Consider the following 24,049-nt stretch of genomic DNA (forward strand, 5'->3'; position numbering starts at 1 on the left):
CCATGGCCGCCTCGCTGACCGATCTGTTCTCCCGCTTCCTGCGCTACGGCCTGGTCGGCGTGCTCGCGACGGCGGCGCACTATGCGCTGCTGGTGGCGCTGGTCGAACTGATGCAGGCGCCGGCGTGGATCGCATCGGGCCTCGGCGCGGCGCTCGGCGCGCAGGTCGCGTTCTTCGGCAACCGGCGCTTCACGTTCGATCACCGCGGCGCGCTCGGGCCGGCGTGGCTCAAGTTCCAGGGGACCGCGCTGATCGGGGCGCTGGTCGGCATGGCGATCGTCGCAGGTGGCGTTGCGCTAGCGTGGCACTACCTGATCGCGCAAATCGTCGCGACGCTGACCGGACTGGTGCTGACCTTCCTGATCAATCGGCGTTGGACGTTTGGGTGACGGCGATACGCCACATACTCCACGATTGGCAGCGCGCAGATCGCGAGTAGACGGGAACGAGCCGACACATCCCGTGCACTCAGCTTGCGTGCATTGCGGGAATCGTCTCCAACCGAGCGAAGCCCCTATTGCACGGCACTGCGCGCTCCACGGCGTGCAGGAATATGACGAATCCATTCACGGAGCAGTAATCGTGATCAATCGTGCATCCATCCATAGCGCCTTCGTTCGCAAGACCCAAAAGGCTGAGCAAACACTCCACACTGCCCGCCAGAAGATCAAGCATGGGATGCATAAGGCCCAGACACTGGTTCAGAAGGTCGTCAGCGGAACGTCTCAGGATCCTCTCGACAATGAAGCGTTCCGACGCCAATTGATCGACGCAAACCGTGCCGCCCAACCTCGTTCAGCACCGGTCATCAGGTTCGGCAAAAACCAGATTCAGCGAACCGTTACCGGACATCAGATGGCTCGCCGAATAGAGCGGGAAAAGGTTCAAGCAGCTCGCGTTTCCAATACCAACACCTCTGCAAGCCAGGCAAATCCCTTTGACGCAGCATCAGATGCTGCATGCCTGATTGCTCAGGATAGCGAGTTTTCCGAGCGTGTAAGTGCGATGAGAAAGATTCATCAGGACCTTCAGGCAGGCAGGCACTTCGATGCCATTGATGCAGGCACCATGGATCTCATTGAGGGCCACCTGAGCGACGGATCCGTTGCCAGCTACGCCATGAGCCTCAGCGCATTGGCAAGCGCCACGTAGCGGTTCCAGCAGGCCAAGCTTAGAGGCCCCGCCGCCACACCCGCCCCAGCTTGACGTTCGCCGCCGCCAGATCGTCGGCGAACGCCCAGCTTTCCAGGTAGGCCAGCTCGCGCTGTCGCGCCCCGGCGATCGCATCGCCGGCCGACTGCGCATCGATCTCGCCAGGGTGGCAGAACACCAGCCCGCCTGCATCGGGCAGCGCGCGCAGCCAGCGTTGCATCCACCCGCGGTAGTCGGTGTCGATGAAGTCGTAGACGCCCAGCAGCGCCGCGTTGTGCAGCCAGCCGCGGCGCAGCAACTCGCGGTGCAGCCGGCGCCCGCCGGTGCCGGCGATCAACTGCCGCTTGATGCCGAAGCCCGGCCCCGGCAGCACGCCGGTGTCGCGCACCGCCGGTGCCGGCAGCAGTTGCTCGATGCCGCGCAACACCACCTCGCGCACCTGTGGCAGGTGGTGCACATGCTGGTGGCCGTCGATGGTCTGCGGCACGCGGCCGGTCGCCTCGGTGAAGGCCGCCACCTGCGCCTGCCATTCGGCCCGCAGCGCATCGACCGGCAGCCGCCGCAGGTGGGCCTGCGCGATCAGTGCCGGCAGCGCCGGCAGCACCGGCCACGCGCGCGCCAGCTCGGCGCTCAGCGGCAGCCCTTCGGTCAGGTTGAAGTGCAGGCCGATCTCGACGCTGTCGGGCAGGTCGGCCAGCAGCGGTGCGCTGGCCCGCCACGCATCGCCGCTGGTGATGCACGACACCACCGTCAGACGCTGCGCGCGCGCCAGCCGCGCGATGCCGCGCGAGACCGACGGCCACAGCCCGAAGTCGTCGGCACACAGGCCGAGCGTACGCACGGCGCCGGTCATCGGGCGTCGGGCTCCGCCAGCCCCTGCCCGGCTTCGCTCGCCACCAGGTAGATCGGACGGCGCTTGACCTCGTCGAAGATGCGGCCGACGTACTCGCCGAGGATGCCGATCGACAGCAGCTGCACGCCGCTGAAGAACATCAGGCTGCACACCAGCGTCGCCCAGCCCGGCACGTCGTGGCCGTAGATGAAGTGCTGCGCGATCACCAGCAGCCCGAAGCCCATGCCGCCGAACGCGATCAGCGCGCCGAGCGCGCTCCACAGCCGCAGCGGCACGTTCGAGAACGCGGTGACACCGGTCAGCGCGAGCCGCACCAGGCTGCGCATCGAGAAGCTGCTGGTGCCGGCATGCCGCTCGGCCGGCGTGTAGTCGATGATCTCGGTGCGAAAACCGACCCAGGCGTACAGCCCCTTCATGAAGCGGTTGCGCTCGGGCAATGACTTCAGCGCGTCGACCACGCGGCGGTCCATCAGCCGGAAATCGCCGGCATCCACCGGGATGTGCACCGAATGCTTGGTGTTGACGAGCCGGTAGAAGGCCCAGGTGCCCAGGCGCTTGGCCCAGGTCTCGTCGGCCCGCGACGCGCGCGCCGCGCAGACCATGTCGGCGCCGCCCACCCAGGCCTGCACCATGCGGTCGATCAGGTCGACCGGGTGCTGCAGGTCGGAATCCATCAGCACCACGACCTCGCCGTGCGCGAGGTCGATGCCCGCGGTCAGCGCTTGTTCCTTGCCGAAGTTGCGCGACAGCCGCACGTAGCGCACGCCGGGCGTCGTCAGGAAGGGGGCGACTGCCAGAGCGGTGCCGTCGGTGCTGCCGTCGTCGACGACGATGACCTCCCAGCGGTCGGTCAGCTCGGCCAGGTGCGCGCTCAATTGCGGCAGCAGCACCGGCAGGTTGGCGGCCTCGTTGTAGGCCGGCATCACGCAGCTGATGGCGGGGCGGGGCGGTCGCGTGGTAACTGTAGAGCGCATGGACAGGCTGTTCACCGGAAACAGCCCGCGACTTTACGCCGGGAAGCTCAGCGCCGGCGTGGGCCCGCAACGGCAGACGCGAGTTCGGGGTAGTGCGCGAGCAAGGCCTGCAGCTGCGAACGCGCCTCGTCGGCCGTCGGCGGCAGCGGCACCTGGCCCTGCTTGATGCGCTCGATCCGGCGGCCCATCTCCTGCAGCTGCGCGAGCGCATGGCGAGCCTCGTCGTCGAGGGCTTCGGACGGCAGTTGCCCGGCCAGCCCGAGCACCAGGTCGCTGAGCACGCCGATCTGCTTGCCGTACGACGCCACCTCGCGCAGCACGCGCAGCTCGGTCTCGTCGTTGCCGGCCCGGGCGAGCAGCGACGGGTGGATGTCCTGCACCACCGAGCCGCTGAACGGCCAGTTGAACTGCGGGTTGAAGTTGAGCCACCACATGGTCGTCGCCTCCCTGGCCGCCTGCGGCAGCCTTGCGCGGCCAGTGTTGGGCCTGCGGCGGTCGAAGGCAATCCGCTGCCTTGGGGATGGCACCAGGGCCTGTCAACACGACGGACAATCGGCCGATGCAGTTCACTTCCTGGCGCCGCAACTGGCGTGCCGACCTCAGCGACCAGCTCCGCCACTACCGCCGCGACGCCCTGCGCGACGACCTGGTCGCCGCCTTCGTCATCAGCGTGCTGCTGATCCCCCAGAGCCTCGCCTATGCGCTGCTCGCCGGGCTGCCGGCGCAGGTCGGGCTGTATGCCAGCCTGCTGCCGCTGGTCGCGTACGCGGCGCTCGGCTCCAGCCCGGTGCTGGGCGTCGGCCCGGCCGCGGTGCTGGCGCTGATGATCGCGCAGGCCATCGGCCAGGCGCCGCCAGGCGTCGGGGCGCCGGCCGTCGCGCTGGTGCTGGCGGCCGAGGTCGGCCTGTTGCTGCTGCTGGCGGCCTGGCTGCGGCTCGACGCGCTGGCCGCGCTGCTCAGCGTGCCGGTGCTGCACGGTTTCGAGACCGGCGCGACGCTGTCGATCGCGCTCAGCCAGCTGCCGGTGCTGCTCGGCTCGTCGGCCCGCGGCGCCGATGCGGTGCAGGTGCTGCACAGCTGGTGGCAGGCGGTGCGGCCATGGGCGCCGCTGACGGCGGCCTACGGCGTCGGTGCCGTCGCGCTGCTGTGGTTCACCCGACGCCATGCGCAGCCGTGGCTCACCGCGCGGTTCGGCCGGGCGCGCGCGGTGCTGGTCGGCCGGCTGGTGCCGCTGGCGGTGCTGATCGGCGCGATGGCGATCGCGATGCTGACGGGGGCCGACCGGCACGGCGTGACGCTGGTCGGCGCGCTGCCGACGCTGTCGCCGACGCTCGCGCTGCCGCTGCTCGACGCGGCGCTGTGGTGGGGGATGCTGCCGCAGGCGCTGCTGATTGCGCTGGTCGCCTATGTCAGCAGCCTGGTGGTCGCCGAATCGCTGGCGCGCCGGCTCGGCCAGCGCGTCGCGCCGCGGCGCGAGCTGGCGGGACTCGGCGCGGCCAACCTGGCGGCGGCGCTGACCGGCGGCATGCCGGTCAGCGCGAGCTTCTCGCGCAGCATCGTCAGCCTGGAGGCCGGCAGCCGCACGCGCATGGCGGGGGTGTTCACCGCCATCCTGATGATGCTGGCGATGCTGCTGCTGGCCCAGCCGCTCGCCTGGCTGCCGACGCCGGTGCTGGCCGCGACGATCCTGGTGGCGGTGCTGTCGGGCCTGGCGCTCGGGCCGTTCCGCGAGGCCTGGCACTACGCGCGCAGCGAATGGGCGGTGATGGTGACGGTGGCGCTGCTGATGCTGCTGTTCGGGGCCGGGTGGTCGCTCGGCGTCGGGGTCGCGGCGTCGATCGCACTGCTGTTGCAGCGCACCGCGCGGCCGCACGTGGCGCTGATCGGTCGCGTGCCTGGCACCGAGCACTACCGCAACATCGACCGCTACCAGGTCGAACTGACGCCGGGCGTGCTCGCGCTGCGCATCGACGAGAGCCTGCTGTTCACCAACGCCCGCCAGCTGGAGGACGTGGTCGCGCAGCACCTGGCGACGCACCCGGACACACGGCGCGTGCTGCTGCAGATGGCGCCGGTGAACCGCATCGACCTGAGCGGCCTGGAGGCGCTGCGCGCGCTGCAGGACATGCTGGCCGCGCGCGGCATGCGGTTGGACCTGTCGGAGGTGAAGGGGCCGGTGATGGACGGGCTGCGCGCCGGAGGATGGCCGCAGTGGTTCAAGGGGCAGGTGTTCCTCAGCGTGCACCAGGGGGTGACATGGAGCCCCTCGTCCGGTGGGTACACCGGGCGGTCCCCCGAGGGGACGCGGGCCGGCTTGGGGCGGCCCGGCGCTCGGCCCGCTTGACGCCGCACATGGAACCTACAGCACCACCACGCGCTGCTCGCGCCGCAGCAGCGAGAGCTGCACCAGGTCCTGCGCCTGCCCGCCCCACCAGCCGGCCTCGCGCAGCAGGCCTTCGCGCACGAAGCCGAGGCGCTCCACCAGCTTCAGCGACGCGAGGTTGTCGGGGTGCACCTGCGCCTCGACGCGGTTCAGCTGCATCTGCACGAAGCCGAAGCCCAGCACCGCGAGCAGCGCCTCGCGCATGAAGCCCTGCCCCCAGGCGTCGCGCGCGAGTTCGTAGCCGACCATGCAGGCGCGCCACTGGCGGTTCCAGCGGAACATGCCGCAGGTGCCGATCAGCCGGCGGTCGGCGCGCCGCTCGATCCCCCAGCGGATGCCCGGATTGGCCAGCGTGCGGGCCGTCGCCCAGCCCTCGATCACCTTCTGCGCGGCCTGCTCGTCCGGCAGCGGCTCGGTGCCGAACCAGCGCATCGCATCGGCATCGGCATGGATCGCGAACAGCACCGGCGCGTCGGCGAGCGAGGTCTCGCGCAGCAGCAGGCGCTGCGTCTCGAGGACGGGGAACTGGCTCGACGAACGGCTCGGCGGCTCGGACATGACGGACCTGGCAGCCCCCGGTGGGGGCGGTCCGTCGAGTCTACGTCTGCGGCCCCAGCATCTGACAGCTGACGCGGCTTTCCATCCGCCAGTCGCGGCCCAGCGTGCGCACCGTGCCGGTGACCTGCACGCTGGTGCGCAAGCGGATGTCGGCACTCGACGCGCCGACCTGCAGTTCGAACGCGCCCGGCTCGACGATGCGCGCGCCGCTCGCGCCGGTGAAGTTCAGCATGTCGACCGGCAGGTGGAAACTCACGCGCGCCGATTCGCCCGGCGCCAGCGCCACCTGCGCGAAGCCCTTGAGCTCCTTCACCGGCCGCACCGCCGACGCCAGCACGTCGCGCACGTACAGCTGCGGCACCTCGACGCCGGCGCGCGTGCCGGTGTTGGTGATGCGGCACGACAGCTCGACCTCGCCGTGCTCGATGTCGACCGTCGGCTGCGCCAGCTGCAGCTCGTCGTACGCGAACGCGGTGTACGACAGCCCATGGCCGAACGGGTAGCGGCTGCCGAAATGCAGCGCGATCGGCGTGCCGGCGCTCTTCAGCTTGTGGTTGTAGAAGTACGGCATCGCCCCGGCGCTCTTCGGCACCGACAGCGTCAGCCGGCCGGACGGCTCGACCGCGCCGGCCAGCACCTCGGCGATCGCGGTGCCGCCTTCCTGGCCGCCGGCGAAGGCCATCACCAGCGCGGCGAGCTCCTGCTCGCGCCCGCCGAGCGTGTAGGGCCGTCCACCGGTCAGCACGACGACGGTCGGCGTGCCGCTGTCGAGCACCGCATCGAGCAATGCCTGCTGCACGCCGGGCAGCGCGAGCGAATCGGCGTCCGAGCCCTCGCCGACGGTGCCGGTCTGGAACAGACCCGCGAGATCGCCGACGAAGACGATCGCGACATCGGCAGCCTTCGCGCGGGCCGCCGCCTCGGCGATGCCGTCGCGGCGCTGCGAGACGCGCGAGACCCGCTCGCCGTTCACCGCCTCGGCAACGTCGCCGGGGAACACCGGCGCGCCGGCGCTGCGCTCCTCGAGGATCGGGCAGCCCTGGGCGTAGCGCACGTTCGCGGCACCGAACGCCGCCTTCAATGCCGCGAGCGGCGTGACGACCTGCGAAGCGCCTTCGGCCTGGTCGTTCAGGATCAGGTGCACCGGAAAGCTGTAGCCGCCGAGCAGCGCCAGCGGGTCGTCGGCGGTCGGGCCGATCACCGCGATGCGCCGGCCGGCGCGCGCGTCCAGCGGCAGCACGCCGTCGTTGTGCAGCACGACGATCGACTGCCGCGCCACCTCGCGCGCCAGCGCGACGGTGTCGGGCTGCTGCAGCGCAATGCCGGCCTCGTCGGCATACGGCCGCTCGAACAGCCCGAGCCGGAACTTCTCGGTCAGCACGCGGGCGACGACCTCGTCGATCTTCTGCGCGGTGATCAGCCCGCGCTCCAGCGCCTGGCGCAGTTGCGGTGCGCAGTCGTCGCCCGGCAGCTCGATGTCGAGCCCGGCGTTGAAGGCCTGCGCCGCGGCCTCGGCCCGGTCGGCCGCGACGCCGTGGTGCTGGTACAGCAGGCTGATGCCGACGTAGTCGGCGACGACCAGCCCGTCGAAGCCCCATTGGCCGCGCAGCACCTCGGTCAACAGGTGGTGCGACGCATGCGCCGGCTCGCCGTCGATGTCGTGGTAGGCCGGCATCACCGAGCCGGCGTTCGCCTGCTTCACCGCCATCTCGAACGGCAGCAGGAACACGTCGTTCAGCTCGCGCCAGCCGAGGCTCACCGGCGCATGGTTGCGCGCGCCTTCGCTGGCCGAATGGCCGGCGTAGTGCTTCAGCGTGGCCAGCAGGTCGCGGCGCGGCCCCTGCAGCCCGCGCACATAGCGCGTGGCCAGCACGCCGACGAGGTACGGGTCTTCGCCGAAGGTCTCTTCGGTGCGGCCCCAGCGCACGTCGCGCGAGACGTCGAGCACCGGCGCGAGGCCGTGGTGGCAGCCGACGCTGCGCGCCTCGCGGCCGATGGCCTGCGCGGCGTGCTCGATCAGCTCGGGGTTCCAGGTCGCGCCGTACGACAGGGCCGACGGGAACAGCGTGGCGCCGCGGCCCATCAGCCCGACCAGGCATTCCTCGTGCGACATCGCCGGGATGCCGAGCCGGGTCTCCTCGACGAGGAACTTCTGCAGCCGGTTCAGCGCGCGCACGCCGGCAACCGGATCGACGCTGTGGCTGCCGAGCGGGCGCGAGATCTGGCCGAGGCCATGGCGCAGGCCGTGCTGCACCGCCTCGGCGTCGCTGCCGCCGGTGAAGCTGTCCATGCGCGGCCGGTGCCTGCCGTCTTCCGACAGCAGCAGCCAGAAGGCATGCAGCTGCGCGATCTTCTCGTCGAGCGTCATGCGCGCGAGCAGGTCGGCCACGCGCTCGGGAACCGCACGGGCGGCGTCTTGGTAGGGCAGGGTCATCGGCTTGTCTCGGTTATTTCGGTTGTGTTCGGCAGCATCGACAGCGCTGCGCGACGTCGCCGGCCGATCAAGCGGAGCCCGTCACGTCAGCTGCACCAGCTTCATCCGCCCCGATGCACCGCTTCGGATCTGCACCTGCGACTTGCGCAAACCGAAATGTTCGGCGATCAGCGCGATCAGTTCCTGATTGGCCTTGCCATCTATCGGCGGCGATTTGAGGTGCGCGAGCCAGCTGCCGTCTGCCTGGGCTTCGAGCTGGCGGATGCGGGCGTTCGGCTTGACCTTGACCTGCAGCGTCGTCATCGCACCGGCACCGCGGGAGCGGTGTCGGGCACCACCGGCGCCGGCTTCGCGACCGCGACCAGCGTGACCTCGTAGGCCTTGCCGTCCGGCCGCTTCAGCGCCAGGCGCAACGACTGGCCGACCGTCTTGTGCATCACCGGTTCGAGCTCGCGGGCCTTGCGCCCGGCGATCGTCAGGCCGTCGGCGGCGATCACCTGGTCGCCGACCGCGATGCCCTTCTGCGCCGCCGGCGAGGCGGGCGCCACGCGCGCGATCGTCACGCTCTGCAGCTTCGGGTTCCACGGCATGCCGCCGTCGGTTTTCACCGAGATGCCGATGCCGTAGTAGCCGGCCGACGGCGCGTCGGCCGCGTGCGCGGCCGGCAGGCACAGCAGCGCGGCTGCGCCGGCGGCGATCAGCAGCTTGCGGTTCATGGGCCGACGGGAGGTTGCAGCAGCGGCCGCAGCGCCAGGCGCACGCCGTCCGCGGTTTCGGCATCGGACGCGAACAGGTCCGGGCGCAGCAGGTACCTGCCTTCGCGCACGTCCGCCACATACGGCAACGCGCTGCCGCCATAGCTCTTGAGCAGCGGCTCGCCGTCGGCGGACAGCACCAGCAATTGCACCGAGAGCGCGGTGGTCGTGCCGTCGAAGCGGTACGTCGACCCGTAGGCGCGGACCGTCGTCTGGGTGCGGCGCTGGCCGTCCCATTCGACGTCGCTGCCGGAGGATTGCGCGCGCCGCGTCATCAGGCGGTGATCGATCACGGCCACGGCGTGCGTGTCCTGCGCCACGCGTTGCGCCAACCGCGACAGCACCCTGCCGTAGGCGCCGGTGCGCAATGCGCCGGTGACCGGGTCGTACAAGCCGCCGACCGCCTGCACCTCGCGCGACCAGTCGGCGTCGAACCGCGCGGCGTCCGCCGTCACGACGCGAAAGCCCGCGGCACCGAGCTGCGCCTGCAATTGCTTCAGCACCAGCTGGTCGCCCGCGGCCAGGTCGGTCGGCGGCGACTTGACGGGCAGCAGCGCCACTGCGCTTCCCGGCGGCAGCGCATGCAACGCGGGCGACGTGAACTCCTCGGTGCTGCGCGGCGGCGCCGCGGCGCAAGCGCCGAGGATCGCGGCGCAGGCGAGCAGCCCGGCCGACCCGGCACGACGAAGCAACCCCATGTCAGCTGGCGGCGCGCGGCGCGACCGGGATCTCGCACGACGCGGCGGCGCCCAGGCCCTTCAGGAAGGCGCGGCGCACGGTGCCGGCGGCGATCGCGGCGGCGACATCGCGCGAGTAGCGCTCGGCCCCGCTGAGCTTGCGGATCCAGCCGCGGAACGGCACCACGCCTTCGGCGGCGCTGCGCAGGTTGCCGACCGCCATGCCGCTGGCGGTGCCGGCGCCGCGCTCGATCAGGCTCGGGTTGCCGGCCGATGGCGGCGTGTCGAGGTCCGGGCCGAGCACCGCGTCGAGGGCCTGCACGTCGGCCGTCAGTGCGGCGCAACCGGCCGGCGACGGCACCGCATACGGCGCCTTCTGTGCAGCCACCAGCGGCGCCGGGATGTCGGTGCGGACCAGGTTCAGGTCGTTCAGCGGCGTGACCATCGCCTCGCCGGCCTGCGTGAGCGTCTGGCGCGGGGCGTCGGAGGCGCAGGCGGTGAGGGCGAGCGCAAGGCAGGTGAGGGCGAGTTTGGTCATGGTGGCAGTCTAGTGGCGAAATCCGATGGCACGGCGTGGCGGCATCAGGCCTGGTGCCACAGCACCGCACGCCCCGCCCGCGACCAGCCTTCGAACAGCGTCCCGTAGGCCTCTTCGATGCGGTTGCGCTTGACCTTCAGCGTCGGCGTGATGAAGCCGTTGTCGACCGTCCACGGCTCGCTGACCGTCACCAGGCAGTCGAGCCGCTCGTGCGGGTCGAGCCGGTCGTTGACGTGGCGCAGGTGCACCTCGAACGAGGTCTCCAGGTCCTGACGCGACAGCGGGTTGCCGGCCTGCCGTGCCGCGGCCGGCGACAGCATCAGGATGCCCATCGGCTGGCCCAGGTTCGCACCGATCACGCAGCAGGCCTCGACGGCCGGGTGCATCACCAGCTGGTCCTCGATCGGCGCCGGCGACACGTACTTGCCCTTGCTCGTCTTGAACAGGTCCTTCACGCGGCCGGTGATGCGCAGGTTGCCCTGCCCGTCGATCTCGCCCTTGTCGCCGGTGCGCAACCAGCCGTCATCGGTCATCGCCTCGCGCGTCAGCCCTGGCGCCTTGTAGTAGCCCAGCATCAGCCCGGGGCTGCGCATCTGGATCTCGCCGTCGGCCGGGGCGATGCGGCATTCGACGCCGTCGTACGGCGGGCCGACCGTGCCCGGGCTCGCGGAGCCCGGCTGCGTCGCATGCGACACCCCGCAGTTCTCGGTCATGCCGTAGGCGTCGAGGATCGGCAGGCCGAGCCCCTGGTACCACGCGCGCAACTGCGGCGGCAGCGGCGCCGCGCCGCAGGCGGCGACGCGACACTGGTCGAGCCCGAGCGCGCGCAGGATCTTGCGCCGCACCAGCGTGCCGACCAGCGGGATCTTCAGCAGCCGCTGCAGCCGGGCCGGCGGCATCTTCGCGTGCACGCCCTGCTGGAACTTGACCCACAGCCGCGGCACCGAGAAGAACACCGTCGGCCGCGCGCGCTGCAGGTCGCTCGCGAAGGTCTCCAGGCTCTCGGCGAAGAACAGGTGCATGCCGGTCGCGAGCTGCCCGTGCTCGACCAGCGCGCGCTCGGCCACGTGGGCCAGCGGCAGGTAGCTCAGCATGCGGGTGTCCGGGTCGAGCGCGTCGAGCCGCTTCAGCCCGGCGCGGATGGACCATGCGAACGCACCGAAGCTCTGCATCACGCCCTTCGGCACGCCGGTGGTGCCGGAGGTGTAGATGAGGGTCGCCAGTTCGCCGGCCTCGCGCACCGGCTCGCCGTCGAGCGGCGCGGTGGCCGCGACCAGGTCGTCCCATTGCAGGTACGCGTTCGCGGGCGCGAGCGGCAGGCCGATGCACGGCAGCTCGGCGGGGATGCCGGCCTTCATCGCGTCCCAGCCGTCGAGCTTGCCGACGAACAGCAGCCGGGCCTCGCTGTGCAGCAGGATCTGCCGGATCGTCGCCGCCGACAGCGTCGGGTACAGCGGCACCGAGACGCCGCCGGCCATCCAGATCGCCCAGTCGGCCATCAGCCAGTGGGCGCAGTTCTTCGACAGCAGCGCCACCTTCACGCCGTCGCGCACGCCGCGCTCGCGCAGGTGGGCGGCCATGCGCCGCACCTCGGCCATCGCCTGCGACCAGGTGAACTCGCGCAGCACCCCGCCGCCCTGCGGCTGCGTGAAGCACACGCGGTCCGGCGCGCTGCGCTCCCAGTGGTACAGGCGCTGCAACGCAAGGTGCTCCGGCAGGACGGGATCTGGCATGGACGACTCCAGCATCGGCGCGGTGGCACCGGTGGCCGACGATAGGAGCGGCGCGGTGCCGGCGCCTAGAGGGTGACTACCGATCGCGCCTCGGTCACCCGCGAGCGCGGGGGCCGGCACGGGCGCGCGGATTAAACTGCGGCGCCCTGTCGGCAGCCCGGCTCCTCCCCACCATGGCCCTCTCGTCTCCCGCCTCCGATCGATCCCGGGCCGCGTCGCACCTGCCGCTGCCGCCGGCCTTGCTGTTCGCGCTGGTGTTCGGCATCGGCTGGGCGATGTTCGGCGCGCTGCTGAACCCCGGGCAGGCCGGCGACCACTTCGAGCAGTTCACCTGGTCGCACAGCTTCGAGGGCGGCTACCACAAGCATCCGCCGCTGCCGACCTGGATGCTGGCGGCAGCGATCCGCGTCTTCGGCTTCTGGCCGCTGTGGCCCTACGTGCTGGCCGCGCTGTGCGTGGCCGGCACCGCCGTGTTCACCTTCCTCGTCGCGCGGCGCCTGCTCGGCGAGCGGCTGGCCGGCGTGGCCATCGTGCTGTGGGGGCTGCACTTCGCGTTCAGCTGGAAGGGCCAGCTGTTCAACCACAACACGGTGATGATGCTGTGCCTGGCGGCCGCGGCCTGGGTGGCGCTGCGTGCGGCCGAGCCGCGCAGCGGCTGGTTCGGGTGGATCGCGCTGGGCATGCTGGCCGGGCTGGCGCTGCTGTCCAAGTACCAGTCGGCCGTCGGGCTGGCCGGGCTGATCCTCGCGCTCGGGCTGAGCGGCATGCTGGCCACGGTGCGCGCGCGCATCGGCCTGGCGCTCGCGGTGGTGATCTCGCTGGCGCTGTTCGCACCGCACGTCGCGTGGGTGTTCCACCACCAGTTCTCGACGCTGCGCTATGCGTCGACCACCGCCTTGCAGCTCGACGCGGCCGGGCGCGTGCACAAGCTGCTGTCGTTCACCGCGGTGCACCTGCGCATGCTGCTGCCGGTGCTGGTCGCGATGCTCGGGCTGCTGGGTTGGCAGCGCGTGGCGCCGGTCGCCGCCGAGCCTGTCGATGCGGCGCCGCAACGCGTGCGCCGCGCGTGGATGTTCGGGCTGCTCGGCTTCCCGCTCGCGGTGCTGGTCGTGATGTGCTTGGTGTTCGGCGTGCGGCTGCAGGACCATTGGGGCTTCCAGAGCGTGCAGTTCATCAGCCTGTGGCTCGCGTGGCTGCTGCGCGGGCGCATCGGCGCGACGACGCTGCGGCGGCTTTGCGTGCTGGCGCTGGCGATCCACCTGGCGTTGATGGCGGCTTACGCACGCTCGGTGGTCGACCCGAGCTCGCTGGCCGGGCGCGGCCGGCCCGACCAGTTCTATCCGGCGCAGCACCTGGCCGACACCGTGCTGGCGGCCTGGCGGCAGACGACGACCTGCCCGCTGCGCTTCGTCGTCGGGCCGACCTACGAAGGCGGCATGGTGTCGGTGTACTCCGGCAGCAACCCGGCGGTGCTGGAGTCGGGCGATCCGCTGAAATCGCCATGGGTCGACCTGGACGCGATGCGCGCGGCCGGCTCGGTGCAGCTGTTCCACAGCGCCGACGAAGCGCCGGCGGGCACGCCGCCGCTGCGCACGCTGGCGTTCATGCCCGGCACGTCGACGACCTCGAGCTACGACATCCTGTGGACCATCGTGCCGCCGCGCGACCCGGCCTGCGTCAAGTGAGCCCCTCGGTCGATGGGTACATCGTCCGATCCCCCGAGGGGATGCGGGCCGGCTTGGGGCGGCCCGGCGCTCGGCCCGCCGTCAGGTGAGCCCCTCGGTCGATGGGTACATCGTCCGATCCCCCGAGGGGATGCGGGCCGGCAAGGTCCACGACGTGGGCCTCTTCGTGGCCATGGCGGCCCGGCGCTCGGCCCGCCGTCAGGTGAAGCGCCGCCGGTAGTCCCGCGGGCCGACACCGACGCGCCGTGCGAAGGCCCTTCTCAGCGCGTCGGCATTCGCATAGCCGACGGCATCGGCCAGGCGCTTCAACGGCAGGTCCGAGGCCTCGAGGCGCCGGCGCGCCTCGTCGATGCGCGCGATCTCGACGAACTCGGCCGGCGTCAGGCCGACCTCGTCCTTGAACACCCGCGCGAAGTTGCGCTCGCTCATGCCGGCCCGCACCGCGAGCGCGGGCACCGACAGGTCGCCGCGCAGGTTCGCCAGCACATGGTCCTGCAGCGCGCGGATGGCGGACTTCCCGGCCGTCTGCGCGGCCAGGTGCGCGCTGAACTGGCTTTGCCCGCCGGGCCGCTTCAGGAACATCACGAGCTCGCGCGCGACGCGCAGCGCCAGGTCGCGGCCATGGTCTTCTTCGACCATCGCGAGCGCGAGGTCCATGCCGGCCGTCACGCCGGCCGAGGTGTAGAGCGGGCCGTCCTTCACGTAGATCGCATCGGGCTCGACCCGCGTGCCGGGGTTCTCGGCGGCGAGCTGGTCGACCGCGTTCCAGTGCGTCGCGACGCGCCGGCCCTGCAGCAGCCCGGCGGCCGCGAGCACGAAGGCGCCGCTGCACACCGAGCCGATGCGCCGCACCGCCTTCGCCTGGCGCTGCAGCCAGCGCTGCAGGTCGTCGCGCGCGACGATGGCCGCCACGTCCGGCCCGCCGGCCACCAGCAGGGTGTCGAGGCGTCCGCGGTGGTTCGCGATCGTCGCGTCGACCAGCAGCCGCGGGCCGCTGCCGCTGCACAGCGCGCCGGCCTCGGTGCCGATCACCTGCATCTGGTACGCCTTCAGGTCGCCGAGCTGGCGTGCCGCCTCGACGAAGACATCGGCCGGGCCGGCGACGTCCAGCAGCTGGACGCCGGGAAAGACAAGGATCCCGATGCGCATGGCAGAGGCTCTCGCATGTTTGGCGGGATTCGGCGGACATCGCCGGCCCGGTCGGCGCCAGTGTGGCCGAAACTTACTCGCCCGGCAATTCCAGCCATCGGAGCCTGCATGTCCTTTCCGTCCACGCCCCTCCATCCACCCGCCGTCGTGCTGACAACCACCCCCAGCCTGCGCCACCTGCCGGTCAACCTGTTCGCGTCGGTGATGGGCTTGTCGGGCCTCGCGCTCGCGTGGCGCCAGGCGGCCGGCCAGTTCGGTGCGCCGGCGGTCGTCGGCGAAGCGATCGGCGCGTTCGCGCTGGCCGTCTTCGGCGTGCTCGCCGCGGCCTACCTCGCGAAGCTCGCGCGGCATCCGGACGCGGTCGTCGCCGAGTTCCGCCACCCGGTGGCCGGCAATTTCTTCGGCACCATCGCGATCGCGGTGCTGCTGTTGTCGGCGGTGCTGCAGCCGTACGGCAGCACGCTCGCCGGCGTGGTGTGGACGCTGGGCACCGCGGCGACGTTCCTGCTGAGCGGCGTGGTGGTGTCGCGCCTGCTGCGCGGCGGCATCGACGCGAAGCTCGCGGTGCCGGCGTGGGTGATCCCCGGCGTCGCGACGCTGGACATCGCGGTCACCGGCGCACGGATGCCGATGGCCTGGGCGGCCGAGGTCAACTGGGCGGCGATGGCGCTGGGCACGGTGCTCGCGCTGGTGCTGCTGGTGATGGTGCTGTCGCGGCTGGTCCACCACGACGCGCTGGCCGGTGCGATGGTGCCGTCGCTGATGGTGCTGATCGGGCCGTTCGCGGTCGGCTTCCTCGCGTACACCGCGATGACCGGCGCGGTCGACCGCTTCGCGTCGATGCTCTTCTACTTCGCGCTGTTCATCTTCATCGTGCTGGCGCCCAAGGTGTTCCGTCGCGACGTGCCGTTCGCGCCGTCGTGGTGGGCCATCGGCTTCCCGCTGGCGGCGCTGGGGAATGCGGCGCTGCACTATGCCGCGGCGCATGCCGGCTGGCCGCTGCAGGCGCTCGCGCTGGCGCTGCTCGCGTTCCTGACGGTGGTGCTGGCCGTGCTGACGGTGCGCACGCTGCGCATCGCCATCGACGGCCGCCTGCTCGCTGGTTGAAACCCAGCCGATGAAGATCGGAGCCCCGGGCCGAGCGCCGGGCCGCCATGGGCCACGAAGAGGCCCACTTCGTGGACCTTGCCGGCCCGGATCCCCCCGGGGGATCGGACGATGTACCCATCGGCCGAGGGGCCGTCATCCACCACGCAAAAAGGCCCGGCACAAGGCCGGGCCAACGCTCTTGCTCGGATCCCCACCGCCGTGGAGACCCCGCGGATCACTGCGCCGAGGCGCCGAGCCCGCGTGTCGGGCCGCACACCGGGGGAGTCGGGCAAGCACGATCCCCCAACCGCGGCAAAACCTGTCCTACCGGCGGCGGCCCGGGCCGATCACCACCAGGTCTCGCCTTGGATCCCGACGGAGGTGCCGGCTTTCTTGTCGCCGAAGACGGCCTGCGTGGTGCCGCCGAGGTTCAGGCGTGCCGCTTCGTTCCACGCGGCATGCGTGACGAACAGCCGCACGGTCGGGCGCGACCACGGGTCCTTGCCGGCCGACGCGGCCAGCGTGCCGGTGATCTTGGTCATCGTCAGGTTGCCGGTGCTGCCGGCCGCGGCCGCGATGCTCGAGCCGGCGTCGGGCTTGACCTGGTCATGGCCGACCTCGAGCAGCGCGCGGAACGGCCCGCCGAGGTAGGTGTCGGTGCGCGCACCGATCGAGAACCACTTGTTGCCGCCGTCATTGATCTGCTTGTTGATGCGGTATTCGGCAATCGCATCCCAGCCGGTGGCTTCGCCGAACTTGCCGGTCTGCTGGATCACGACACGGCTGTTCTTGGTCTCGCCCAGCTTGTCGAACTTGGCACCGAAGATCGTCGCGCCGCCGAGCGTGCCGTTGATGGTCTGGTACGCACCCACCGCGAGGCCCTTGGGCTGCTTGTCGGCTTCGACGCCGTTGGCGCCGCCGGTCTTCGACTGCATCGAGCCGGTCACGTAGATCGACAGGTCGCCGTTCGGGATGTCCTTGATGCCGGTCAGGCGCACGGGAATGCTGAAGCGGTTGTTCTTCACCGACGTGTCGTTGGCGGCACCCGGCACGCCGTAGTTCGGGTCCATCATGAACGCGATGCTGAGCTTGCCGATGCCCACCTCCATGTCCTCGACGCCGGCACCGTTGCCGTCGTTGTTCTCGAGGAACTGGTCGTTGATGCCGAGCTGCAGGCGGTTGTAGAAGCGGCGGCCGGCCCAGACCTTGCCGTTGGCCAGCTGGCTGATGTGGTCGCCGTAGGTGTAGATCTGGCCGAAGCGCGTGGTCAGTGCATCCGGCTGCGACTGGCCGGCGTCCCAGGCCTTGTAGACGCTCGGCATCACGTGCACGTGCCAGTCGGAACCCTCGAACTCGGCCAGCTTCGCGTTGATGTTGGGCTCGACCACGTAGTCGCACTCGTTGCCCAGGCGCCATTTCGTGTCGGCGCCGGCCAGCTGGTAGCAGACCTGGTTGCCGCCACGCGTGTTCAGGCCGACGCCTGCACGCATGTAGCCCGAGAAGTCGATGGCGGGTCCGGCGGCGGCCGAACCGACGGCGCCTGCAAGCGCCATCGCGAGGAACAGAGGTTTCTTGTTCATGGTGTCTCCTGGTCTCCTGTTGGGGTGGAAAAGAGGTCGTTCGCCGAAGCGGCGGCTTTTGGCCTATGGAGTGGCAGGCCAAAACGGGGGCGCGACGCTGCCGCCGGACACCGGGCGGTCCGTGCGGAAAACGTCGCGGACCCGGTCCGAGAAATCGTTTTCATCACGGCGGTGACCAGCAGGGGCAGCGAGGCGGGCATGGGGGGCCTCAGTGGAGGGCGAGGGCGGCGCCGCTGTCGCTGAACAGCAGCGCGCGCGAGGCTTGCGGCACGAGGCCGATGTCCTGGCCGGCGCCGAGCCCTTCATGGTCGGCGGGCACGCGCAGCGAGACGGTGTTGGCGGTGCCGCGCAGCGTGGCATGCACGATGATCGAATCGCCGAGGTGCTCGAGCAGGTCGACGCGCGCGGCGAGGCCGTTCTCCACGCGGCCGATGCCGAGGTGTTCCGGGCGGATGCCGAGCACCAGCTGGGCCGAGGCGCCCGACGGCAGCCCGCCGGGCAGGCTGAGCGTGCCGGCCTGTTCGACGCGCAGCTGCACCGCACCGGCGCCGGCGGCCGCGGCGACGCAGGGGATGAAGTTCATGCGCGGCGAGCCGAGGAAGCCGGCGACGAACTGGTTGGCCGGCTGTTCGTACAGCGACATCGGCGTGCCGACCTGCTCGATGCGGCCGGCATTGAACACCGCGATGCGGTCGCCGAGCGTCATCGCCTCGACCTGGTCGTGGGTCACGTAGATCATCGTGTTGCCGATTTCCTTGTGCAGCTTCGACAGCTCGATGCGCATCTGCACGCGCAGCGACGCGTCGAGGTTCGACAGCGGCTCGTCGAACAGGAAGACGCGCGGCTTGCGCACGATGGCGCGCCCGATCGCGACGCGCTGGCGCTGCCCGCCGGACAAGGCCTTGGGCTTGCGTTCGAGCAGGTGCGTGATCTGCAGGATCTCGGCGGCGCGGCCGACGGCCTTCTTCACGTCGTCCTTCGACTGCCCGGCGAGCTTGAGCGCGAAGCCCATGTTCTCGGCGACGGTCATGTGCGGGTACAGCGCATAGCTCTGGAACACCATCGCGACGCCGCGGTCGGCCGGCGGCACCTCGTTGATCAGGTCGCCGCCGATGCGGATCTCGCCCTGGTCGATGTCCTCGAGGCCGGCGATCATCCGCAGCAGCGTCGACTTGCCGCAGCCGGACGGACCGACGAAGACCGCGAATTCGCCGTCGGCGATGTCGAGGTCGATCCCGCGGATCACCTCGACCTTGTTCTCGTAGCTCTTGCGCACGCCGCGCAGGGTCAGGGTTGCCATCTCAACTCTCCGTCTTGTCTTGGGTGCGGGCGATGAACTCGCGGTACCAGTGCGCGCTGTCCTTCAGCGTTCGCTGCTGCGTCGCGTAGTCGACGTGCACCAGCCCGAAACGCTTCGCGTAGCCGGAGTTCCACTCGTAGTTGTCCAGCAGGCTCCAGTAGAAGAAGCCGCGCACGTCCACGCCTTGCGCAATCGCATCGCTCACCGCGCCGAGGTGGCTGCTCAGGTAGTCGATGCGCTGCGGGTCGGCCACCTTGCCGCCGTCGAGCTGGTCGGCGCAGGCCGTGCCGTTCTCGGTGATCCACACCGGCGGCAGCGGGTAGTCCTGGTGGATCTTCACCAGCAGCTCGGTCAGCCCCTGCGGGTAGTTCTCCCAGCCCATGTCGCTCTCGCCGCGCAGCTTCGGCGCCGGGCGCGGCGGCTCCTCGCTCGAGGCCCAGATGCGCGTGTAGTAGTTGACGCCGATGAAATCGAGCTTCTGCGCGATCACGTCGAAATCGTTTTCATGCGTGACCGGGTAAAGGTGCAGCCCGGGGGCCGTCGGGTAGCGCTTCAGGAAGATCGGGTCCATGTACCAGCGCACGAAGGTCGCGTACTCGCGCTCGGCCAATGCGATGTCGGTCGCGCTGTCGGTCGCGGGGGTCGCCGGCGACTGGTTCAGCACGATGCCCAGCGGCGCCTTCACGCCGGCCGCGCGCATCGACTGCAGCGCGAGGCCGTGCGACAGCAGCAGGTGGTGCGCGACCTGCACCGTGAGCTGCGGGTCCTTGTAGCCGGGCGCGAACTGGCCGTTGCCGTGGCCCAGGTAGGCGGTGCACCACGGCTCGTTGTGCGTCGCGATGCTGGCGACGCGGTCGCCCAGGCGGCGGCCGATCACCGCGGCATAGTCGGCGAAGCGATGCGCGGTGTCGCGCGAGCCCCAGCCGCCGAGGTCCTGCAGCCCTTGCGGCAGGTCCCAGTGGTACAGCGTCAGGTGCGGCGCGATGCCGCGCTCGAGCAGGCGGTCGACCAGCCGGTCGTAGAACGCCAGGCCCTTGTCGTTCCACGCGCCATGGCCGAGCGGCTGCACGCGCGGCCAGGCGATCGAGAAGCGGTAGCTGTCGACGTTCAGGCCGGCGATCAGCTCGACGTCGTCGGCCCAGCGGTGGTAGTGGTCGCAGGCAACGTCGCCGGTGTGGCCGTCGAAGGTCTTTCCCGGGGTGTGCGAGAAGGTGTCCCAGATCGACGGGCCGCGGCCGTCTTCACGGGCCGCGCCTTCGATCTGGTAGGCGCTGGTCGCGACACCCCACGCGAAGCCGCGGGGAAATTTCGGGTCGGTCACGGGTCGGGATCCTTGAAGAGAACGTCGGTAGAAACAGGCGTTGAAAGCGATCAGGCCTTGACCGCGCCGGCGGTCAGCCCTTCGATCAGCCGGCGCGAGGCCAGCACGAACATCACCAGCAGCGGCAACACGGCGATCGACGAGCCGGCGCAGATCGCGCCCCATGGCGTCTGGCCGGTGCCCTGCAGCGAACGCAGCGCCAGCGGCACGGTGAACATCTCCATGTCGCGCATCACGATCAGCGGGCCGAGGAAGTTGTTCCATGCGCCGATGAACGTGACCAGGCCGAGCGTGCCCAAGGCCGGGCCGATCAGCGGCACGACGATGCGCAGGTAGATGCCGAACTCGCCGCAGCCATCGATGCGCGCGGCATCGACCAGGTCGCGCGGGATCGCCGAGCCGATGTACTGCCGCATCATGAAGATGCCGAGCGCGCCGCAGGCCGCCGGCACGATCAGCGCCTTCGGCTGGTTCAGCCAACCGAGCCAGCTCATCGTCAGCGCGGTCGGAATCATCCCGACGAAGCTCGGCAGCAGCAACGTGGCCATCACGAAGCCGAACAGCCGGTCCTTGTGCCTGAAGTCGTACATCGCGAACGCGAAGCCGGCCAGCGAGCAGAACAACAGGTTCAACGCGGTGATCGCCACCGCGATGTAGACGCTCCAGCTCAGGTTGCGCCAGAAGAACGGCAGCCGGTCGAGCAGCAGCTTCACGTTGTCGATGAAGGCGTTGCCGAACCACAGCGGCGGCGGCACCGACAGGATCTCGTGGTTGGTATGCGTCGCGAACACGAACATGAAATAGAACGGCGCCAGCATCAGCAGCGCGCCGCCGAGCACCACGGCGTAGGCGCTCGCGGCGCTGGCCGGGTTGGCGAAGCGGATCGAGGTCGAGCTCATCGCGTCAGGCCTTCTTTTCGCCGAGCAGGCGGTTGTTGCCCCAGGTGACCAGCGCGATCACCATGAACAGCAGCCAGGCGATGCTCGACGCGGTGCCGAAGTCGTTGTCGATGAAGGCCGTCGCGTACATGTGCATCGCCGCCGTCTTGCCGGCCTGGTCGAGGCCGCCGGTGCCGCCGGTCAGGATGAACGGCTCCTCGAACAACTGCAGGTTGCCGATGATGGTCAGCGTGACCGCGAAGAAGATCATCGGCTTGAGCATCGGCAGCGTCACGTAGCGGAACTGCTGCCAGGCCTTTGCGCCGTCCATCGTCGCGGCCTCGAACAAGTCCTTCGGGATCGTCTGGATCGCCGACAGGTACAGCACGGTGTTGAAGCCCACGTAGCGCCACCACACGACGAACGAGATCATCCACTTCGTGTAGTAGGGCTGGCCCCAGTCGATGTTCTGCGACGGGAACAGCCAGCCGATCACCGGCACCTGCGACATCGCGCCGAGCGCCGCGTTGACCACGCCGTAGTCGCGCGAGAACAGCGACGAGAACACCAGCGAGATCGCCACCGTCGACGTGATGAACGGCAGGAAGTACGCGCCGACCACCGCGTTGCGCCAGCGGCCGAACGCGGTGTGCAGGAAGAACGCCAGCGGCAGCGCGACCGCATGCTGCGGCACGCCCGACACCACGGCCATCCACACCGTGTTGTAGAGCGACTTGCGGAACCAGTCGTCGCTGGTGATGACGTAGACGTAGTTCTCCAGCCCCACCCACTGCATCGCGTCGAGGCCGGCCGCCGGCTCCCAGCGGTGGAACGACATGTAGATCGAGAACAGCAGCGGAAACAACCCGAACACCAGGAACAGGATGAAGAACGGGCTGATGAACACGTACGGCGCGATGTCGCGGAAGCTGCGGCGGCGCTTGCGCACGCCGGGCTGGGCAGCACCGAGTGGCGTCGTGGTCGTCGGGACCGTGGATTTGGGCATGGCCTGCATGGTGTCGAGTGCAATCCGGACGCGGCGGCTCGCGCCGCGTCCGGTTGCTCAGTCAGCGTGAGTCGATCAGCGGGGAATCAGGCGGCGGCAGGGGTCAGCGGCGCACGCGCTTCTTGACCTGTTCCTGCGCATCCGCCAGGGCCGTCTTGATGTCCTTGTTCTGCTCGAGCACCTTGTCGAGCTCGGCATTGACGACGTCGTTGGCCACCGGGTCGTACTTGTCGACCGCGATCGCCTTGATCTTGTCGGCCGACACCTTCCACATCTGGCGCGCCTTCTGGCCGCCCAGGTACTCGATCGGCTGGTCGAGGAAGGGATCGCTCTGCGCTTCGATCAGCGACGGGAAGGCGTCCAGGCTGCGGAAGGCCTCGATCTGCATGCCCTTGTCCAGCGTCATGAACTTGATGAAGTCCCACGCCGCGGCCTTGTTCGCCGCCTTCTTCGGGATCGCATAGAACGAGCCGCCCCACGAGGCGTAGGCGCCGTTCGGCAGTTGCGCCGAACGCCACTTGCCCTTGGACTCCGGTGCCAGCCAGTTCGACAGGTGGCCGGCCAGCCAGGCGCCCATCATCTGCGAGGCGACCTTGTCGCGCTTGAAGCCTTCGCTCCATTCGTTGGACCAGGCGGTGATCTTGCCGTCGATGCCGGCGGTGCGCGCGGCCTTGGCGAGCTCGAAGCCCTTCTCGAAGCGCGGCGTGTTGATCAGCGGCGTGCCCTTCTTGTCGAAGAAGATGCCCTCGCCGTCCTTCAGGCCGGAACGGATGTAGATGTCCTTGATGTCGACCGCGCTCGCCAGCAGGTAGGCGCCGGTCGCGGCCTTCACCTTCTTGCCCGATTCGATGTACGACTCCCAGCTCTTGGTCAGGTCGGCTTCGCTGACGCCGGCCTTGTCGAGCAGGTCCTTGCGGTAGAACAGCGCGCCCGGGCCGATGTCGGCCGGCATCGCGGCCAGCACGCCGCTGCCGCTCATGCCCTGCGGCACGGTGAACTTGGCGATCTTCGACGTGTACTGCATGCCGTTGTACGGCGCCTTGCCCAGGTCCTCCAGGCCGCCGGATTCGGCGAACTTGCCGATGAAGCCCACTTCCACCGCCATCACGTCCGGCAGGTTGGCACCGGTGGCCAGCGCCGTCGTCATCGCGGTGTGGTGGTCGCCGAACGCCAGGCTGGTCAGCTTGATCTCGACCTCGGGGTGCAGCTTCTTGTAGAGCGGAATCGCCGCCTTGACGGCCAGGTCGAAGCTCGGGAAGGACGCCACCGTCAGCGTCGTCGTGGTCTGGGCCGAAGCAGCCGAGGCCATGGCCAGCGCCGCGCTCAGCAGCAGGGGGTTCATCAGTCGTGTCACGTCGTGTCTCCTGAGGTCTTTGTGGAACGCCGGGCGGGCTGCCTTTCGCTCCGTCGGCTGTTGTACAGGCTCGTGCCTGACGCGGGTCGAACTTCGGCCAGATCGGTTCGGCTGAAATCGATTTCACATCTGCAAACGATTTCAACCGTGCCACAACGGGGTGTCAATCGACAAAACCCGGAGTGCCGCACCAGTGAGGGAAAGTCCTCTCCGGAGTCACCCTGAGGGGAATCCGGACAGTCCTCGCTGACCGATTCATGGCGTCATTGCTGAAATCGATTTCAAGACAAGTAGGATTAGAAACGGGGGGCAAGCGGTGGTCAAGATGGTCCGGCTTGGGGAAATCCCCGAGATGGCGCAACTTGTTCCGGGCGCGTAACTGGCTGCCAGATAGCGCTGCAGACCAGCATTGGCGCCATTCCTGATATTTCGCAGGTCGGTGGCCGACGCCGCCTGCCCGCATTTCGTACCGGTGGAGACCGGCCATCTGTCCCGATCATGGTGCCATCTGGTTTTGGCAAGGTCATGAAAACGTTGCCATACTTGAAACCCCATGCAAAATCGCGAATCGCCCTATCGCCACCGCACACCGTGACCCGTCCGAATGCCCGTTCGCCCCTGACCGTCCCG

At 69.9% G+C, this 24,049-nt stretch carries 22 protein-coding genes; 5 read left to right on the forward strand and 17 right to left on the reverse strand.

All coding sequences use genetic code 11. The features are described from left to right. Window positions 1–2: 2 nt before the first annotated feature. Window positions 3–389 (forward strand): GtrA family protein, encoded by a 387-nt coding sequence (locus tag FHT26_RS21980; RefSeq protein WP_168562225.1) that lies wholly within the window; start codon window positions 3–5, stop codon window positions 387–389. 193 nt (window positions 390–582) lie between these two features. Further along, the gene (locus tag FHT26_RS21985) at window positions 583–1,152 is read left to right on the forward strand and encodes a hypothetical protein (RefSeq protein WP_168562226.1); all 570 of its coding nucleotides are present in this window, start codon (window positions 583–585) and stop codon (window positions 1,150–1,152) included. A 19-nt stretch (window positions 1,153–1,171) separates the two neighbouring features. Here the strand turns inward: FHT26_RS21985 and FHT26_RS21990 are convergent, their stop codons facing one another. From FHT26_RS21990 to FHT26_RS22000, 3 genes are read right to left on the reverse strand one after another with little or no spacing between them, the layout of a single operon-like run. Next, window positions 1,172–2,005 (reverse strand): ChbG/HpnK family deacetylase, encoded by an 834-nt coding sequence (locus FHT26_RS21990; RefSeq protein WP_168562227.1) that lies wholly within the window; start codon window positions 2,003–2,005, stop codon window positions 1,172–1,174. Then, window positions 2,002–2,979, reverse strand: a complete 978-nt coding sequence (locus FHT26_RS21995; protein ID WP_168562228.1) for a glycosyltransferase family 2 protein — start codon at window positions 2,977–2,979, stop codon at window positions 2,002–2,004. Before FHT26_RS21995 ends, FHT26_RS21990 begins: the two co-directional genes overlap by 4 nt. 47 nt (window positions 2,980–3,026) lie before the next feature. After that, window positions 3,027–3,413, reverse strand: a complete 387-nt coding sequence (locus FHT26_RS22000) for an ATP phosphoribosyltransferase regulatory subunit (protein WP_168562229.1) — start codon at window positions 3,411–3,413, stop codon at window positions 3,027–3,029. A 125-nt stretch (window positions 3,414–3,538) separates the two neighbouring features. Here FHT26_RS22000 and FHT26_RS22005 point away from each other — a divergent pair, with 125 nt between their 5' ends. Next, window positions 3,539–5,323 (forward strand): SulP family inorganic anion transporter, encoded by a 1,785-nt coding sequence (locus tag FHT26_RS22005; protein WP_168562230.1) that lies wholly within the window; start codon window positions 3,539–3,541, stop codon window positions 5,321–5,323. 15 nt (window positions 5,324–5,338) lie between these two features. On the opposite strand, the gene FHT26_RS22010 is transcribed toward FHT26_RS22005, so the two are convergent. The 7 genes from FHT26_RS22010 to FHT26_RS22040 form a co-directional block, all read right to left on the reverse strand. Further along, the gene (locus FHT26_RS22010) at window positions 5,339–5,920 is read right to left on the reverse strand and encodes a GNAT family N-acetyltransferase (RefSeq protein ID WP_168562231.1); all 582 of its coding nucleotides are present in this window, start codon (window positions 5,918–5,920) and stop codon (window positions 5,339–5,341) included. 40 nt (window positions 5,921–5,960) lie between these two features. Next, entirely contained in the window at window positions 5,961–8,354 is a 2,394-nt protein-coding gene (locus FHT26_RS22015; protein ID WP_168562232.1) for a glycoside hydrolase family 3 N-terminal domain-containing protein, read from the reverse strand. 81 nt (window positions 8,355–8,435) lie between these two features. Next, a complete protein-coding gene (locus FHT26_RS22020) occupies window positions 8,436–8,657 on the reverse strand; it encodes a DUF167 domain-containing protein (RefSeq protein WP_168562233.1) in 222 nt (73 codons plus the stop codon). Continuing rightward, on the reverse strand, window positions 8,654–9,070 hold the full coding sequence (locus FHT26_RS22025) for a PDZ domain-containing protein (RefSeq protein ID WP_168562234.1): 417 nt from the start codon (window positions 9,068–9,070) through the stop codon (window positions 8,654–8,656). The genes FHT26_RS22020 and FHT26_RS22025 overlap by 4 nt, the downstream gene beginning before the upstream one ends. Beyond that, a complete protein-coding gene (locus FHT26_RS22030; RefSeq protein WP_168562235.1) occupies window positions 9,067–9,807 on the reverse strand; it encodes a hypothetical protein in 741 nt (246 codons plus the stop codon). The genes FHT26_RS22025 and FHT26_RS22030 overlap by 4 nt, the downstream gene beginning before the upstream one ends. Before the next feature lies 1 nt (window position 9,808). Beyond that, complete coding sequence (locus tag FHT26_RS22035; RefSeq protein ID WP_168562236.1) at window positions 9,809–10,324, reverse strand: hypothetical protein; 516 nt, start codon at window positions 10,322–10,324, stop codon at window positions 9,809–9,811. A 44-nt stretch (window positions 10,325–10,368) separates the two neighbouring features. Next, complete coding sequence (locus tag FHT26_RS22040) at window positions 10,369–12,057, reverse strand: AMP-binding protein (protein WP_168562237.1); 1,689 nt, start codon at window positions 12,055–12,057, stop codon at window positions 10,369–10,371. A 173-nt stretch (window positions 12,058–12,230) separates the two neighbouring features. Between FHT26_RS22040 and FHT26_RS22045 the strand changes: the two genes are divergently transcribed. Further along, entirely contained in the window at window positions 12,231–13,742 is a 1,512-nt protein-coding gene (locus FHT26_RS22045) for a glycosyltransferase family 39 protein (protein ID WP_168562238.1), read from the forward strand. Between the two features lie 198 nt (window positions 13,743–13,940). Here FHT26_RS22045 and FHT26_RS22050 read toward each other — a convergent pair whose 3' ends face one another. After that, a complete protein-coding gene (locus FHT26_RS22050; protein ID WP_168562239.1) occupies window positions 13,941–14,891 on the reverse strand; it encodes a GlxA family transcriptional regulator in 951 nt (316 codons plus the stop codon). Between the two features lie 108 nt (window positions 14,892–14,999). Here FHT26_RS22050 and FHT26_RS22055 point away from each other — a divergent pair, with 108 nt between their 5' ends. Further along, window positions 15,000–15,998 (forward strand): SLAC1 anion channel family protein, encoded by a 999-nt coding sequence (locus FHT26_RS22055; RefSeq protein WP_168562240.1) that lies wholly within the window; start codon window positions 15,000–15,002, stop codon window positions 15,996–15,998. A 329-nt stretch (window positions 15,999–16,327) separates the two neighbouring features. On the opposite strand, the gene FHT26_RS22060 is transcribed toward FHT26_RS22055, so the two are convergent. The 6 genes from FHT26_RS22060 to FHT26_RS22085 all read right to left on the reverse strand — a co-directional run bounded on the left by FHT26_RS22060 (window position 16,328) and on the right by FHT26_RS22085 (window position 23,419). Then, the gene (locus FHT26_RS22060; protein ID WP_168562241.1) at window positions 16,328–17,560 is read right to left on the reverse strand and encodes a carbohydrate porin; all 1,233 of its coding nucleotides are present in this window, start codon (window positions 17,558–17,560) and stop codon (window positions 16,328–16,330) included. A 208-nt stretch (window positions 17,561–17,768) separates the two neighbouring features. Next, entirely contained in the window at window positions 17,769–18,860 is a 1,092-nt protein-coding gene (locus FHT26_RS22065) for an ABC transporter ATP-binding protein (protein WP_168562242.1), read from the reverse strand. A gap of 1 nt (window position 18,861) precedes the next feature. Then, entirely contained in the window at window positions 18,862–20,181 is a 1,320-nt protein-coding gene (locus tag FHT26_RS22070) for a GH1 family beta-glucosidase (RefSeq protein ID WP_349238200.1), read from the reverse strand. A gap of 50 nt (window positions 20,182–20,231) precedes the next feature. Beyond that, a complete protein-coding gene (locus FHT26_RS22075) occupies window positions 20,232–21,080 on the reverse strand; it encodes a carbohydrate ABC transporter permease (RefSeq protein WP_168562244.1) in 849 nt (282 codons plus the stop codon). 4 nt (window positions 21,081–21,084) lie between these two features. Continuing rightward, complete coding sequence (locus tag FHT26_RS22080; protein WP_168562245.1) at window positions 21,085–22,065, reverse strand: carbohydrate ABC transporter permease; 981 nt, start codon at window positions 22,063–22,065, stop codon at window positions 21,085–21,087. Window positions 22,066–22,168: 103 nt separating this feature from the next. Continuing rightward, complete coding sequence (locus FHT26_RS22085) at window positions 22,169–23,419, reverse strand: ABC transporter substrate-binding protein (protein WP_349238201.1); 1,251 nt, start codon at window positions 23,417–23,419, stop codon at window positions 22,169–22,171. Window positions 23,420–24,049: the final 630 nt, after the last annotated feature.

Origin of the sequence: Rhizobacter sp. SG703, assembly GCF_012275445.1 — a bacterium.
Taxonomy (GTDB): Bacteria; Pseudomonadota; Gammaproteobacteria; order Burkholderiales; family Burkholderiaceae_C; genus Rhizobacter.